Here is a 13,589-nt window from a genome sequence, read left to right as displayed (position 1 = left end):
TATATTTATTGAGGCACTTATTTCGTATCGTCTGAAGAGGGGTGGATGTCATCATCCACACATTGCTGAAGACAACACGGTTCTTGTGAAGTGGCCAGTTCGCATCCCTGAATGACGATACGTTTCCCATTCACAAGCGCGTCGGCGATCTTTCTGCGGCCGTCATGAAGATCGCGCCAGAGCGTCTTTCTGGACACGCCCATAAACATCGCCGCACTCTCCTGATCATGCCCAAGAAGGTCCACCAGCCGAATCGCTTCCAGTTCCTCCGGATGTAATGGAATGGTGCCTCCTTCGTCGTCAGGATTGCAGCATGGCTGGTAACAGCGCCATAAACCTTCTCGCTGCATAAGGCGCCGTTTTCTCGGTCTTCCACGTCTCGGTCCTGCGGGGTCTCCCGGTTCATTACATCCTCTCATTTATCCCTTCTAGATCTGCGGTCTGCGTCCAGATAGTCTTAATGGCCTGTGCGGCAGGACAATCAAAGGCGGTCACAGGTTTTCCTTCACGAACCGCCTCCGTAACACAATCATCAAAGGGGATAGTACCAACCAGTGGGATCTTCTCCGATACAAACCAGTCCAAAATCATCCCTGTTGCTTTCTCCGACAGATCAAACTTATTTATCACCCCATATAACCGGGGACCAAACTGGCGACATACCCTGACAAGACGTTCAAGATCATGAAGGGACGACACGGACGGTTCGGCAACAAGAATACATACATCCACACCACTGACCGCTGATATCAGCGGACACCCAATCCCCGGTGGCCCATCGATAAGAAGTATGCCGGCACCATCAGCCTGTGAGATGGCCTGCTTTTTCACCTCATGGACCAGAAGCCCCGTTGTGCCGGACCCGGGATTGAGCCTGGCGTGTGAGAGAAGACCATACCGGGTCCGTGAAAGATAGAGATCTCCATTCTGAATTTTCTCCATACGGGGCGCATTAGTCGGGCATACCATGGTGCATACCGCGCATCCCTCACACCGGATGGGATCGACGGTCCAGACGCCGTTCTTCTCATGAATGGCATCGAACCGGCATGCATCCTCACAGAGGCCACACCCGGTGCAGAGTGTTGCATCAATCCTTGAGCTTTCCATTCCATAGAACGACCCGGTAGTGATCACTTCAGCGTCGAGAAGCAACGCAAGATTTGCCGCATCAACATCTGCATCGGCCGTTATCAGGGGTTCACTGATGAGCGTTGCCAGGGCAGCAGTCAGCATGGTCTTGCCGGTGCCGCCTTTCCCGCTCAGAACAGCAATCTGGATCATTCCGCGGCCCTCCTGCAGTTGCAGGCCTCCTCAAAGAGACGGGAAAACGTATCCTGCCACTCCAGACTGTGTCGGACAATTAGGTCGCCTTCACCCTGCACCCGTGCCCATTCACGGGAATACGGGATGCGGAGCAATAACGGTAATTTCCTCTGGTCACAGAATGCTACGATATCTTCATCTCTCCCATCACTTTTATTGATCACAACACATGCCGGCACTCCAAGTTGCTCCGCCACATCGGCAGCAATGGCAAGGTCATGCAGCCCAAACGGCGTCGGTTCCGTGACGAGAATGCAGACATCGGCGCCATGCAGGGTCTCGATAACCGGACAGGCGGTTCCCGGAGGGCCATCAATGATCACATTCTCATCCTTTCCTACAGAATTCTTGACTGCGGAAATAATCGCAGGTACCGCCACCTCACCCTCATTAAGGCGGCCTGTCACAATTTTCAGTGAGGAGGATGGCTTTCGTACCTCAATTGTACCAATCTTTCGGGGGGTTTCGGATATTGCATGTTCAGGACAGACAAGCATACATCCACCGCAGGAATGACACAGCGAGGGATTGAAAAACACCCTGTCCTGCATCACAACAAGGGCGCCATACCGGCAGAAATCAGCACATTGTCCACACAGGGTACATGCATCACGGTCCACCACCGGATTTGCTACACATACGGGGGATTCATCGTACTCAGACGGAAGAAAAAGGTGTACATTCGGTTCTTCCACATCACAGTCCGCCAGAGTTGTCTCCACCGTTTGTGAGAGACAATAGGCAATATTTGCAGCAAGCATGGTCTTCCCTGTTCCACCCTTGCCGCTGGCAATCACAAGTTGAACCACGGCCGACACTCACTGAATGGAAGGAAGGGTCCCTGCACGGTACTTCCCGAGCGCATCTTCAACCGGAACACCCTGCTCACAGGTGTAGATTGTTATGCCGGAATCCCTCAGGGCTGCAAGGGCATTGCCGCCGACCTGTCCGGTGATAACCGCCTTTACATCATTGTTCACGAGAAGCTGCACCACCTTGGGACCCACTCCTCCCGCACCATCTGCGAAGGGATTGTCGAGGATCTGCTCCTCTCCCGACTCTTCGTCACGAATGAGTATCTGGGGGGTGCGCCCAAAACGTTGTTCTACTGTCGCTCCAGATTCCGAGTCCCGGATACTTACTGCAATCTTCATAATGTTCAGGTTATAATTACGCAAATGCGTATAAATATATTAACTTTCTGTCAGTTTTCAACTCAACCAGATTTGTTGGATGAAGCAAGGCCACATATCGATAGGAAATTCTTCACCACCCATTCATTCCTCACCTCCGGATGAAACATCACCCCATAGAACGGCCGGGATTGATGTTTCACCGCCTGAATGCATCTGTCGGACTCTGCGAGTATGGTGAACCCATCCCCCGGTGATGGTGCATACTTGTGCAGCTCATAGGCCTCATATTCACAGGTATCGATGAAATCATTCCGGCCGGTGGATCGTATGGACACCATACCGATCTCAGTCTTCTCTTCAAGATGCCCCCCAAAGGCAAGTGACAAGGCCTGAAAACCGGCACAAATTCCCAAAACAGGAATGTCACACGAGAGAAGCCATTGAAAAGAACCGGAATTAAGCGAAAAGGAATTATCACAGAGAGGCGTCCCGCACATAATAACGCCCATAATATTCGGATCATCATCCATGGAAAAATCAGAATAATGGACCGAAATACAGGCAACTCCCTCCTTATGAATAATTTCCATAATCGGGGCAACAAACTCATACCACCCAAGCGAGTGTTTTTTCCCGGAAAGGTCGAGACAGATAATCATTTCTCTATCAGCTCCGCACCGGTGATCATGTATCTCCCATTATAATTTGCATATCTCGTCTCTGAAGAAGTAATCCCGATGCGTCTGGAAAAGAACGGCGCATCGGTCACAAGAGTTTCGAGTTCTCCACCTTCACCCGTCAGTGAGATTTGCCACTTCTCCGAGAGACGTTGTAACTCCGTAATCATTTCAGTATCGAGCCGCCGTCCCAGCCACGATGCATCAAAGGGAGCGGAGAATACACCTGAAATAATGACCTCAAATCCACCCTCTACGAGTTCCTTCAGATATCGTTCCTGGTTGACATGCCAGAGAGGATTGTAGCAGCAGAGATCGAGATCATTGCAGATATGCTGAATGCGTGTGGCCTGATACACCGATAATATCGCCCCGGTGACGATGCCATCGATGCCATAACAATCCCGGGCGGTGACGATTGCATCCTTCAAATCGGCAAGCTCCTTTTCCTCCTCACCGCTGGTGATGTGTTCGACGAGAGGAAGCCCCGCAGCCTGTGCCTGCATGGACGTCAGATGTATGTTCGGAGTGTGAAACATGTAGCTCTCATCGTTTCTCGACTTGAGAGTAATGAGGCACGATACTGATTCAATCTGCATTGCCCTCCAGCACGCGAAGACGGAATCCTTCCCTCCGGAAAACAAAACTCCCATATTCATATGCTCACCTCGTCACCAGAATTCCATCTATACTGTAGAGGCGATGCACGATAAAATTCCCCGCTCCGGGCCACCTGCCAAGATACGGCAGGCACCCCCAACATCATCCAATGATCTCTTTCAACGGCAGCAACCATGATCATCATACCGCCCGTCTAATCGTCGAACATCCTCTGCCTCCCCTGAAAACGCGCAGAATCTGCGTTCACACCCGCATATCAGTATTCTGAATATTCTGGCCAGATATCCATTCCAACATTTGAAACGGGATTATGCTATTGTATATTTACCACCAAGAGTTATTCTGGTTATCAATTGATAAATAAACCATAAATTGAAAATTTTTCTTCAATTCAGCACCATTTTTTGTATAAATGCGGAAAGAAATTTTTCCCAAGATATTTAGCTGAAAGCAACAGAATACTCAAAATAACCCACATTCCAGGGGCGACCGTTGGAAGTGGATGGTGAAAGAATTGGTACGAAGAACGAATGCATCACTACTTGCAGGTATGGGACTCAGCGTTATGATACTGCTCGCAATCAGCGGAGCCGGTATGGCGGCCCAGCCCTCGGGCGTGATTCAGGAGGCACCGCTCAACCCGGCATTTTCCGAGGCTGTCGGTAATGTCCCGGATTTTGTCCTGACAAACGTCCACCCGGGAGCAAACGGGAACGGACACGGGATACCTTCGGGGGTCATTCCCTCTCCGATCGACCGCTCCTATCTGAAGGGGAAGAACATCGAGTCAATCGCATCGGTGGAGCCAACCGCTGATGAATCAGGCCCGGCAACGCTGGAATCCGACACAGGAGATTATTATTACGACCTCCGCGATCATGGATTGGTAACTACTGTTAAGAACCAGGGGAACCTCGGGACCTGCTGGGCCTTTGCCACGTACGGGAGCCTGGAATCGGTCCTTCTCCCCAGGGAATCATGGGACTTTTCGGAAAGCAACCTGGCAAATACCCATGGATTCGATTGGGGTCCTGCCTCCGGAGGTAATATGGATATGTCCACCGCATACCTCGTCCGGTGGTCAGGACCTATAGCGGAAGCGGATGAACCGTATTATACCTCCACCTATAATGAGAACCTGCCACAGCAGAAGAATGTCCAGGAAGTCCTCTTCATCCCCGGACGGTCGGGACCGCTCGACAATGACAACCTGAAGTGGGCAATCGAAAACTATGGAGGAGTGTATTCTACTATTTACTGGGACCAGTATGATCCTGCCGACTACAGTCCTCAGACATACTCATTCTATAACCCGGACAATTCCGAGAGCAACCACGCCATCACTCTTGTCGGATGGGATGACAGTTACAGCAGAACGCTGTTTGAGAAGACTCCTGCAGGCGACGGTGCATTCATTGCAAAGAATTCGTGGGGCCCGTACTGGGGTGACGGAGGATATTTCTATATTTCCTATTATGACCCCCAGATTGGAACGTCGAATGCCGTCTTTACGGCAGAACCGCTGGACACCTACACCGGCATCTACCAGTACGATCCGTTAGGACAGGTAAGCTCGTTCGGTTATGGAACCACGACGGCCTGGTTTGCCAACGTCTTCACCGCGAAAGCAGGGGAAGACCTGAGCGCAGTCGGATTCTACACGAACGATGTGGACTGCCGGTATGAAGTCTACGTCTACACCGACCCCTCAAATGGTCCGATAAATTCTGCAGGGGCAGTGTCGACAACGAGCGGTACGATTGGTATTCCGGGATATCACACCGTTGACCTCACTACTCCCGCATCCCTTGCCGCAGGCCAGGACTTCTCGGTGGTGGTAAAGATGACAACAACGGATTACACGTTCCCCGTTGCCTTTGAGTTCCCGTGGTCAGGATATTCAGGCGGGGCAACCGCCAACGCCGGCGAAAGTTACTATGGACCGGATGGCAGCCATTGGTATGATTTGACAGGTTATCGGGCAAACGCAAACGTCTGCCTCAAGGCCTATACGGTTCAGGCGGGCGGCAACTACGTCCCGCAGGCATTTGACGACCAGTATGCCACGGATGAGAACACTGCACTCGTCATATCCGCTCCGGGAATCCTCGCCAACGATTACGACCCGAATGGCGATAGCCTCACGGCGATTCTTGTAACCGATGTCATCCATGGCGACCTTTCCATGCAGACAGACGGATCGTTCGGCTATCTGCCGTCAACCGGATTTACCGGGACCGATGTGTTCACCTACCGGGCATTTGATGGCGAACTCTGGAGCGCTGCCACGGAGGTTACGATTGCCGTCAATGAGGTGAACTCTGCACCCACCGCGAGTCCCGATGGCTACACGACGAAAGAGGATACCGTATTACATGTCGTGGTACCGGGTGTTCTCGGCAATGATGTGGACACCGATGATGATACCCTCAGCGCTGTGCTTTCCACCCTTCCAAACCACGGCACTCTCGTGTTGAATGCGGACGGATCGTTCACCTATACCCCCGGTGCTGATTATTATGGTGCGGACTCATTTACGTACCGTGCCTATGACGGGCGGGCCCTGAGTAGTGCCGTGACAGTCTCTCTCGGCATAGCAGCGGTGAACGATGCCCCCATTGCACAGGATGATGTGGCGACGACGACGCCAGGTGTGGGGATTAGTATCGATGTCCTCGCAAACGACGATGATGTGGATGGCGATGCCCTTACCATCAACAGCGTCGGTATTCCATCACACGGAACCACCGCTCTCAGCGGCACTGCCGTTATCTATACCCCCGTTGACGCAACCTATTCCGGCGAAGACAGTTTCACCTACACCGTCAGTGACAACAACGGCGGCTTAGATTCGGCAACGGTCATTATCACTATCAACAAACCTGCCATCGCCCCTGTCGCCAGCTTTGACTGCTCGGCAACAACCATCCTCGTGAGGGATACGGTACGGTTTACCGACACTTCGACAAATGAACCTGACTCATGGTACTGGACCTTCGGGGATGGTTTGACGTCAACGGAGCAAAATCCGGTGCATCAGTACAAAAAGCCGGGCACCTACAGCGTGAGCCTCACCGTAAGCAATGACGCCGGTTCCAGCAAAAAGACCATGGACATCACCGTGTTGAAATTTGCCCTGACACCAACACCCACTCCTGAACCGACCCCTGAAAATGATATTACGGCTGATTTCAGCGCCGACGTCACCAGCGGGAGCCTGCCTCTGACCATCGCATTTGCCGGCCAGTCCACCGGCAACCCTTTGAGCTATAAATGGGACTTTGGCGACGGAACCCCTACATCTGGCGAGAAGGATCCGGTTCACACTTATATCTCAAAGGGATTCTACACCGTAACGCTTACGGTGTGGGGTGAGGACGGTAGCAGTGACACAGTGGTGAAAAAACGTTTCATCAAGGCCCTTCCCTGAAGGGAAAATAATATCCATCTCTTTTCTCCCCGCCTGAATTCTCACGGAGGGTGAGGGCTGTCGCTATCGACGTCCCGATACACATATTCTGATTTGAGAAGGATCCAAAGGTACCGTCTTCGATGGGAAAGGAGCGCATACAGCCTGAGGATTCGCGCAATATCAGCTCATTCCCACGATGGTATTATGGAGAATATCCAGCGTGGAGCCAAGGGCACGGCCCGCATCGCGGAGATGATGATATATCTCCCTTCTTCTGAGAGCATCCATGGCATCCTCGGTATGCAGGAGATCCGCCATGCTGAGAATATAGATATTCTCGATCTCACGCGTATGATCCCGTGCCCTTCTGATACTATCCTCCACCTTTGACTTGTCGGATTTCATGACCCGGATACCATCTGCCAGATTCTGGGTCCCAAGATAGAGCGCCTTTGCCATCGACAAAATCGGCTCATCGGGACATACACCAAAAGCATGCATCTCCCGGGCCGTTTCGATGGAAAAGTTCAGGATATAGTCCATTCGGCGGGACAATCCATAGATATCCTGGCGATCAAACGGTGTTGAAAAAGAACTTATCAGAATCTCCTCCATTTCATGCCGCATGGTGTCGACCTCCTCCTCGATCGTTTGAAGATTTACCGGCTCGTCATGAGGGGTTTTCTTCAGCCAGTACACGAGCGTGCACACGCCTTCGAGTGTCCGGTTCGCCTGATCGACAAGCATCTGTTCGAAATCGTACTGCCGGGGAAACAGTGAACTGAAGATACCTTTTTTCTTCCCTGTTCCCTTCGCTTCATAGTCGCTTTTCACCATATCTCACACTCCCGGAAGATTGAATACGATGCCATACAGGAACCCGGACACTAATGCCGTCGCCGGAATTGTAACGAACATTGCGGCAACCACATCCTTTCCCACGAACCAATGGACTTTCCTTGGATTTTCAGCTGCACCTACCCCGAGAATCGACGATGAGATGATCTGGTTCGACGACACAGGGGCGCCCGCGAGGGTAGATATCCATATGGATGCACCGGAAAACACCTGCGAATCGAATGAATGAATGGGCTCGATCCTGAATATTCTGTTGCCGAGGGTATTCATGATACGCCACCCGCCCCCTATCGTACCAAGGGCCATAAGCACTGCACAGACCACCCTGGCCCAGTCCGGAATGGTGACAGATGCCGACTGACCGGCGGCAAACAGGGCAAGAGCAATGATGCCCAGCTGTTTTTGGGAATCGTTTGCACCATGGCCAAACCCGATTGCTCCTGCCGTCATCCAGTTCAATTCCATGATCCGGCTATTGATGGATCTTTTTGAATTCCTCAATAAAATACCGGCTGCCTTATGCAGACAATAGCTACCGGCAAATCCGATAATCACTGACAACACGAGAAAGACCAGAACCTTTACGATACCGGCCAGTTCATGCGGCGGGAAAATGATGTCTGTCACTCCCCAGTAGACCCCTCCAATGCCTGCCGCTGCAATTCCGGCACCAACGATGCCACCGATAAGCGCATGTGTCGATGAGGAGGGAAGGCCGTATTTCCAGGTCAGGATGTTCCACGCCGTTGCTACGATCATCGCAATGAGGAGGACTTGCACCGTCTCCCCTCCAGAAACCGTTGTCAGAAGACCAGAAAGCGTAAAAGCCACAGCCGTACCTCCCAATAGTGCCCCCAGACATACCATCGCAGCAACAAAAACGATTGCCTGCCGTGGCTGGGCCGAACGGGAGGTGATAAACGTCGCAGCAATCGGAGCGGCATCCTGAAATCCGTTGGTGAAGGTGAAGATGAAGGCGATTACTATGGTAAGAATTGCAATCTCAAGCACGCTCAGCCACCTTCAAATTCCCGTTTGATGCGATCACGCCGTCCTTATTCAGACGCTGTTCCCTCCGCCATATTCGTATTGACCATTAAAATACATATGCCCCTCACCAAATTGCATGCAATACCGCGGATTTCCTCATGGGTCACTGTATTAGCCCATTATATAGAAAGGAGGCCATGAGATCCCCGTCCCGGTACAAGGCCGGGAAACGAGTGTCGATAATATCGCTGATTTCCCTCAGGACCCTGCAGAGTACTCCACGAATTCCGGCATGCTGTAGGTGACATGCTTGGTGGGATACAGGAAAATCCCGCTCTCCCTAAGCGGGTCACAAAAGGTAATGCCGTCCGTACTTTTCTCGATCGTCGTTATGTACGAATAGTAGCGCAGCCTCCGGACTTCCGGGACATCCCAATATCTGCTCGCTTCCCGGGGAGTGATATTTGTATATTTTTCATATCTTTTTTCACCGGTAACTCCATCGAAGAGATGATACGCCTGTATGGTGTATGAAACGTCATCCTCCTTGATTATCGTCCAGTTGAGAGGGTTCATACCCGGCACCGTCTCTCCATCTGTCTGGAATGAGACGTAACATTTCATTCCGGCACTCAGAAGAATGACCACCAAAATAAGCACCATATAGGCGATTATATGTTGATTACCCACCTTTTTGATGAGAATCAATACAAGGAGGATAAGGCTTATAAGAAGGAGGAACGGATTTGGGCCGGCAAAGATTCCCGCCGTCATTTTTTCCGCTGAAAATGGGTACAGGAGAGGGATGCCCGGGTATGCAAGATAATCCAGTAATACATGCAGGATTGCTCCTCCCATGATGGCAAGGAGCACGAAAGTGGACGCATTTTCTGAAATGCCGCCCCCTATTCCCATAAAACGGCTCAGGACGAAGATTGCGGCAAAGGCAATCAGTGAGATCACGACTGCGCCGGCAAGACTATGGGTTATGCCCCCGTGGGAAAATATGTAGGACGATGGATTATCATCCGGCAACAGCTCAAAGACCACATCAATATCGGGGATAACCGCCCCAAGAACGGCAAACGGGACGAGATATGCCATACCGAGGGCAAATAGAGGAAGAGAGACGATAAAAGCATGCGTAAACGAATCCACAATTCCAGATAGATTCCAAAGGTACTAAATGGTATTGAAGTCTATCCTGCGTCAACGTGATGACTAAGAAAGCGGTGAAGGCCGCAGATATTTCATCTGATACTGCACCAATATTTGTGTGCTTATGGAATCGGAAAAGATGCTACATGTCCTGAAGGCAACCGTACTTCTTTGCATTATCGCCAATGCCGCCCTCATCTTCCCTGCGGGAGCCGTCAATGCGGGAGTCTCGGTTGCTCCGGCGGAGATCAACATAACTAATGCGACTGCCACGCTGCATATTGCATTTGAAGAGGGAAACTGGCCACGGGCTGCCGCCTATGCCGAACTCATCACAAATAATAACCCGACCAGCGGGGAAGAGATTTGGTACGAATGGGCGTATGCCCTGAGGATGATGGGAGCATATAATGAATCCCTGAAGGTGGCCGATGAAGGAATCGAACGGTACCCGAATAATCATCTCAACTACCTGAACAAGGGATATGCATACATTGCACTCGGCAACTGGCTCGAGGCGCGTAAGAATGCCGAATCGGCTCTCAGCATAAAACCGATGGAGGCAGCAGCATATAATATCATCGCACTAGGCCTTCTGGGGCAGGATGACGAAAAGAACGCCCTCATCGCCACAGAACAGGCCGTGAGCCTGGAACCGGACAATGCTGTATACCTGAATACCAAAGGAATGATCCTGATAAAAAGTGGTGATTACGGAAAAGCTGTCGATGTCCTCACCGCTGCCGTCGAGTCTTCAGAAGATAGATACGCCATCCCCTATCCGGGAGCACCGACACCTGAGCAAAACCTTAATGAAGCCCAGCGCCTCTATAACGAAACCTCAGTATCCCCCATGATGATATTCGCCGCCGCAGGATTGATACTCGTTGTGGCTGCCGGGGCGGGCCTTCTGCGGCGGCTTATCAGGAAGAGATGATGCACCTCGAAAAACCCGGTATCAGAATCCTGGGCATCGCCGAAAGTTATCGAAATAGAGAATCATCTCTTTTATGCGGCATCGTGATGCGAAGAGACCTGATCATCGATGGATGTGCCTTCTCTAAAGCAACCATCGGAGGAAAAGATGCAACAAATGCTGTTCTTGATATATGGAATACTCTTGGACGGGATGATATCAACGCCATTTTGCTGAGCGGATGTATCATCTCATGGTTTAATATCATCGATTCCGATCATATACGTGAGGTAACCGGCATACCGGTCATTGGGGTTTCCTATGAGGAATCGGATGGTCTTCATGATGACATCAGGCATCATTTTCCGGAAGATGAGGAGCGCCTCTCCTGCTATCTGAAACTGGGAGCAAGGATATCCTATCCCCTTTCCACCGGTAAAACCATCTACCTGAGGGCATGGGGAACGGATCATGGCGCAGCAGGGAGGCTCTGTAATATCTTCACCCGGCAGGGCCATGTCCCGGAGCCGGTCAGAGTCGCACGACTTGTAGCCCGCGGCGCTGACAGGTTCTATGATTACCGATAATCACTTCAATATTCAATTCCTCTTCTTCCCCGCACACCACGGCCATAGTAATGTTTAATCATAACCATCTCCGTTACCAGATCCGCATAGTCGACAATATTTGGATGAGCATACCTTCCTGTGCATATGACTTCTACATGCGGGGCCCTGTGGTCAAGCGCATCGATAACCTCTTCAATGGTCAGAAGATCATAGTGCACCGCGAGATTCACTTCATCGAGTACCACAAGATCATACGCACCTGAGACAAGAATCTCCCTGCAGATACCAAACCCTCTACGTGCTGCATGTATATCCTGCGGGTCGGGTTGTTGCCCTACAAATCGTCCACGACCGTACTGGACAATGGTAAAACCTTCCAGATATCCGGGTAGCAATAACTCGCTGGTATCTGCACCTTTAATGAATTGTGCAAAATACACTCGCTTTCCGCAAAGTACGGTACGCAGTGCCACCCCAAGCGCTGCCGTTGTCTTCCCTTTCCCGTTACCGGTGTTGACATGGACATATCCTTTCCCGGCGTGCCTACCATCTTCCGAAGTCAAAAGTGTTCCCCGCTCCCCTGTTTATGTCAGAATCTTGGGATAAACATCAGATAAGGGTATTCTTACGTTCCTGCGGAATTATGCGACATGTGTTCCGTCCGAAAAATGGAGGATATAACGCGCAGTATGATAATCCAGTCATAAACGAGCCTCTGCTGACAGGACAAATATTTCGGACTATGCAGGTCCTCAATAAAAATGGGGGGAATTTCGTTTTTCCTGTTATTATGACAGAATGATCATTTCGTCTCGATGATATGAATTACATGCCAACCGAACCGTGTCTGAATTGGGCCGACAATAGTCCCGGCTTTCCCATCGAAACAGGCCTTCTCAAAATCGGGAACCATGCATCCCCGCTCAAACCAACCGAGGTCGCCGCCATTCTGTCCGGAAGGGCAGACTGAACACTCACGTGCGATGATTGTAAAATCTTCTCCGGATTCAATTCTTTCGATGATCTTTTTGGCTTCCGTCTCGGACTTCACCAAAATGTGGGAAGCGTGCACCTGATTTGACATTACAATAATATCCGCTTCCCAGAAGGAAAAAAGCTGTTTATTGATGTAACCGGTTTGCTCCGGGAAGGAGTTCATCCGTTTATTCGATCCATCAACCAAAATGCGATGATGGTCACCACAACTGAGGCCATGAATGCCGCTGAAAAAATCCGGGAGAGATCCCCGTCACCATATTCCCGCATACAATCCCTGAACATGCGGCGATGCCAAGAGCCGGGGTAGAATTGGCCCCTGTCAATATCACTGCTTCTGATGATACCGAAGAAATTACAGACATTGAATGGTTTTAGAAATGAAATCCCCATCATTTCTTCCAACCCTCTCTCCCGGATACTCCGGATGAAGGGCATTTTGATTCCCAATCGTGCTGTCGATACATCACAAAAATCATTCCCATATATTCTCGAAAGGAATATTCCGCTATTCGCTCGATCAGGAAAATTCCCGCATCTTACTTTTTATCAATCCGATCATATCCCCATAGTATTCAACCGGCAATCGTGGACACGTGCTATGATGAAACATATCACGATAAGTTTAATAGTTCACAGCGTTAACATACAGATCATGTCGGTCGTTAACAGTGTGAACAACATACGGCTCCCCCCTTCTTCCAGAAGAGTTCTTCTCCTCCTTGAAGATGGTAAGGCCAGAACTTTCAAGGAAGTGACCGAAGAAGTGGACATTGCACCACGGACGATCAGATACGCGATTAAGAGACTGAAGGAATCCGGTTTGATTATTGAAAAATTCAATTTCAAGGATGCCCGTCAGGTTCTCTACCAGACAAAAAAGTCAATTCAATCCGAAGAAACGCAGACTGCTATGGTTGCATGAGGTGA

16 protein-coding genes are annotated in these 13,589 nt (G+C 50.7%); 4 read left to right on the top strand and 12 right to left on the bottom strand.

The features are described 5' to 3' along the window. Positions 1–17 precede the first annotated feature (17 nt). The 6 genes from AZH53_RS02295 to AZH53_RS02270 all read right to left on the bottom strand — a co-directional run bounded on the left by AZH53_RS02295 (position 18) and on the right by AZH53_RS02270 (position 3,792). Complete coding sequence (locus tag AZH53_RS02295; RefSeq protein ID WP_319641937.1) at positions 18–419, bottom strand: DUF134 domain-containing protein; 402 nt, start codon at positions 417–419, stop codon at positions 18–20. Next, positions 406–1,284, bottom strand: a complete 879-nt coding sequence (locus tag AZH53_RS02290) for an ATP-binding protein (protein WP_319641936.1) — start codon at positions 1,282–1,284, stop codon at positions 406–408. The genes AZH53_RS02295 and AZH53_RS02290 overlap by 14 nt, the downstream gene beginning before the upstream one ends. Further along, positions 1,281–2,135, bottom strand: a complete 855-nt coding sequence (locus AZH53_RS02285; RefSeq protein WP_319641935.1) for an ATP-binding protein — start codon at positions 2,133–2,135, stop codon at positions 1,281–1,283. The genes AZH53_RS02290 and AZH53_RS02285 overlap by 4 nt, the downstream gene beginning before the upstream one ends. Positions 2,136–2,144: 9 nt before the next feature. Continuing rightward, the gene (locus tag AZH53_RS02280; protein WP_319641934.1) at positions 2,145–2,480 is read right to left on the bottom strand and encodes a NifB/NifX family molybdenum-iron cluster-binding protein; all 336 of its coding nucleotides are present in this window, start codon (positions 2,478–2,480) and stop codon (positions 2,145–2,147) included. 62 nt (positions 2,481–2,542) lie between these two features. After that, positions 2,543–3,052 (bottom strand): glutamine amidotransferase-related protein, encoded by a 510-nt coding sequence (locus AZH53_RS02275; protein WP_319641933.1) that lies wholly within the window; start codon positions 3,050–3,052, stop codon positions 2,543–2,545. Between the two features lie 65 nt (positions 3,053–3,117). Beyond that, the gene (locus AZH53_RS02270) at positions 3,118–3,792 is read right to left on the bottom strand and encodes a diphthine--ammonia ligase (RefSeq protein WP_319643623.1); all 675 of its coding nucleotides are present in this window, start codon (positions 3,790–3,792) and stop codon (positions 3,118–3,120) included. A 470-nt stretch (positions 3,793–4,262) separates the two neighbouring features. On the opposite strand from AZH53_RS02270, the gene AZH53_RS02265 reads away from it, so the two are divergent. Next, positions 4,263–7,190: an Ig-like domain-containing protein gene (locus tag AZH53_RS02265; RefSeq protein WP_319641932.1), complete on the top strand. Its 2,928-nt coding sequence runs from the start codon at positions 4,263–4,265 to the stop codon at positions 7,188–7,190. A gap of 162 nt (positions 7,191–7,352) precedes the next feature. Here AZH53_RS02265 and AZH53_RS02260 read toward each other — a convergent pair whose 3' ends face one another. The 3 genes from AZH53_RS02260 to AZH53_RS02250 form a co-directional block, all read right to left on the bottom strand. Continuing rightward, the gene (locus tag AZH53_RS02260) at positions 7,353–8,009 is read right to left on the bottom strand and encodes a DUF47 domain-containing protein (protein ID WP_319641931.1); all 657 of its coding nucleotides are present in this window, start codon (positions 8,007–8,009) and stop codon (positions 7,353–7,355) included. A gap of 3 nt (positions 8,010–8,012) precedes the next feature. Further along, positions 8,013–9,041: an inorganic phosphate transporter gene (locus AZH53_RS02255; RefSeq protein ID WP_319641930.1), complete on the bottom strand. Its 1,029-nt coding sequence runs from the start codon at positions 9,039–9,041 to the stop codon at positions 8,013–8,015. 237 nt (positions 9,042–9,278) lie between these two features. Further along, a complete protein-coding gene (locus AZH53_RS02250) occupies positions 9,279–10,124 on the bottom strand; it encodes a metal-dependent hydrolase (RefSeq protein WP_319641929.1) in 846 nt (281 codons plus the stop codon). Between the two features lie 178 nt (positions 10,125–10,302). Here AZH53_RS02250 and AZH53_RS02245 point away from each other — a divergent pair, with 178 nt between their 5' ends. Together AZH53_RS02245 and AZH53_RS02240 are read left to right on the top strand one after the other, a co-directional pair. Beyond that, on the top strand, positions 10,303–11,115 hold the full coding sequence (locus AZH53_RS02245) for a tetratricopeptide repeat protein (RefSeq protein WP_319641928.1): 813 nt from the start codon (positions 10,303–10,305) through the stop codon (positions 11,113–11,115). Continuing rightward, positions 11,112–11,681 (top strand): endonuclease dU, encoded by a 570-nt coding sequence (locus tag AZH53_RS02240; protein WP_319641927.1) that lies wholly within the window; start codon positions 11,112–11,114, stop codon positions 11,679–11,681. Before AZH53_RS02245 ends, AZH53_RS02240 begins: the two co-directional genes overlap by 4 nt. Positions 11,682–11,686: 5 nt before the next feature. Here AZH53_RS02240 and AZH53_RS02235 read toward each other — a convergent pair whose 3' ends face one another. The 3 genes from AZH53_RS02235 to AZH53_RS02225 all read right to left on the bottom strand — a co-directional run bounded on the left by AZH53_RS02235 (position 11,687) and on the right by AZH53_RS02225 (position 13,064). Further along, the gene (locus AZH53_RS02235) at positions 11,687–12,226 is read right to left on the bottom strand and encodes a cob(I)yrinic acid a,c-diamide adenosyltransferase (protein WP_319641926.1); all 540 of its coding nucleotides are present in this window, start codon (positions 12,224–12,226) and stop codon (positions 11,687–11,689) included. Between the two features lie 239 nt (positions 12,227–12,465). Beyond that, complete coding sequence (locus AZH53_RS02230; RefSeq protein WP_319641925.1) at positions 12,466–12,822, bottom strand: peptidylprolyl isomerase; 357 nt, start codon at positions 12,820–12,822, stop codon at positions 12,466–12,468. Further along, positions 12,819–13,064: a hypothetical protein gene (locus AZH53_RS02225; protein ID WP_319641924.1), complete on the bottom strand. Its 246-nt coding sequence runs from the start codon at positions 13,062–13,064 to the stop codon at positions 12,819–12,821. The genes AZH53_RS02230 and AZH53_RS02225 overlap by 4 nt, the downstream gene beginning before the upstream one ends. A 250-nt stretch (positions 13,065–13,314) precedes the next feature. On the opposite strand from AZH53_RS02225, the gene AZH53_RS02220 reads away from it, so the two are divergent. After that, entirely contained in the window at positions 13,315–13,584 is a 270-nt protein-coding gene (locus AZH53_RS02220; RefSeq protein ID WP_319641923.1) for a helix-turn-helix domain-containing protein, read from the top strand. The last annotated feature ends 5 nt before the right edge of the window (positions 13,585–13,589 follow it).

The organism is Methanovulcanius yangii (assembly GCF_018687785.1).
GTDB lineage: Archaea > Halobacteriota > Methanomicrobia > Methanomicrobiales > Methanomicrobiaceae > Methanovulcanius > Methanovulcanius yangii.
Note: the sequence above shows the minus strand (reverse complement) of the source record. Positions and strands in the feature narration are given on the sequence as shown.

Bases quoted from the DNA above. Each gene is read 5' to 3' on its own strand.
- AZH53_RS02295 (WP_319641937.1), bottom strand. From the start codon at position 419: ATGAGAGGATGTAATGAACCGGGAGACCCCGCAGGACCGAGACGTGGA.
- AZH53_RS02290 (WP_319641936.1), bottom strand. From the start codon at position 1,284: ATGATCCAGATTGCTGTTCTGAGCGGGAAAGGCGGCACCGGCAAGACC.
- AZH53_RS02280 (WP_319641934.1), bottom strand. From the start codon at position 2,480: ATGAAGATTGCAGTAAGTATCCGGGACTCGGAATCTGGAGCGACAGTA.
- AZH53_RS02275 (WP_319641933.1), bottom strand. From the start codon at position 3,052: ATGGAAATTATTCATAAGGAGGGAGTTGCCTGTATTTCGGTCCATTAT.
- AZH53_RS02270 (WP_319643623.1), bottom strand. From the start codon at position 3,792: ATGGGAGTTTTGTTTTCCGGAGGGAAGGATTCCGTCTTCGCGTGCTGG.
- AZH53_RS02265 (WP_319641932.1), top strand. From the start codon at position 4,263: ATGGTGAAAGAATTGGTACGAAGAACGAATGCATCACTACTTGCAGGT.
- AZH53_RS02260 (WP_319641931.1), bottom strand. From the start codon at position 8,009: ATGGTGAAAAGCGACTATGAAGCGAAGGGAACAGGGAAGAAAAAAGGT.
- AZH53_RS02250 (WP_319641929.1), bottom strand. From the start codon at position 10,124: ATGGCATATCTCGTCCCGTTTGCCGTTCTTGGGGCGGTTATCCCCGAT.
- AZH53_RS02245 (WP_319641928.1), top strand. From the start codon at position 10,303: ATGGAATCGGAAAAGATGCTACATGTCCTGAAGGCAACCGTACTTCTT.
- AZH53_RS02240 (WP_319641927.1), top strand. From the start codon at position 11,112: ATGATGCACCTCGAAAAACCCGGTATCAGAATCCTGGGCATCGCCGAA.
- AZH53_RS02230 (WP_319641925.1), bottom strand. From the start codon at position 12,822: ATGAACTCCTTCCCGGAGCAAACCGGTTACATCAATAAACAGCTTTTT.
- AZH53_RS02220 (WP_319641923.1), top strand. From the start codon at position 13,315: ATGTCGGTCGTTAACAGTGTGAACAACATACGGCTCCCCCCTTCTTCC.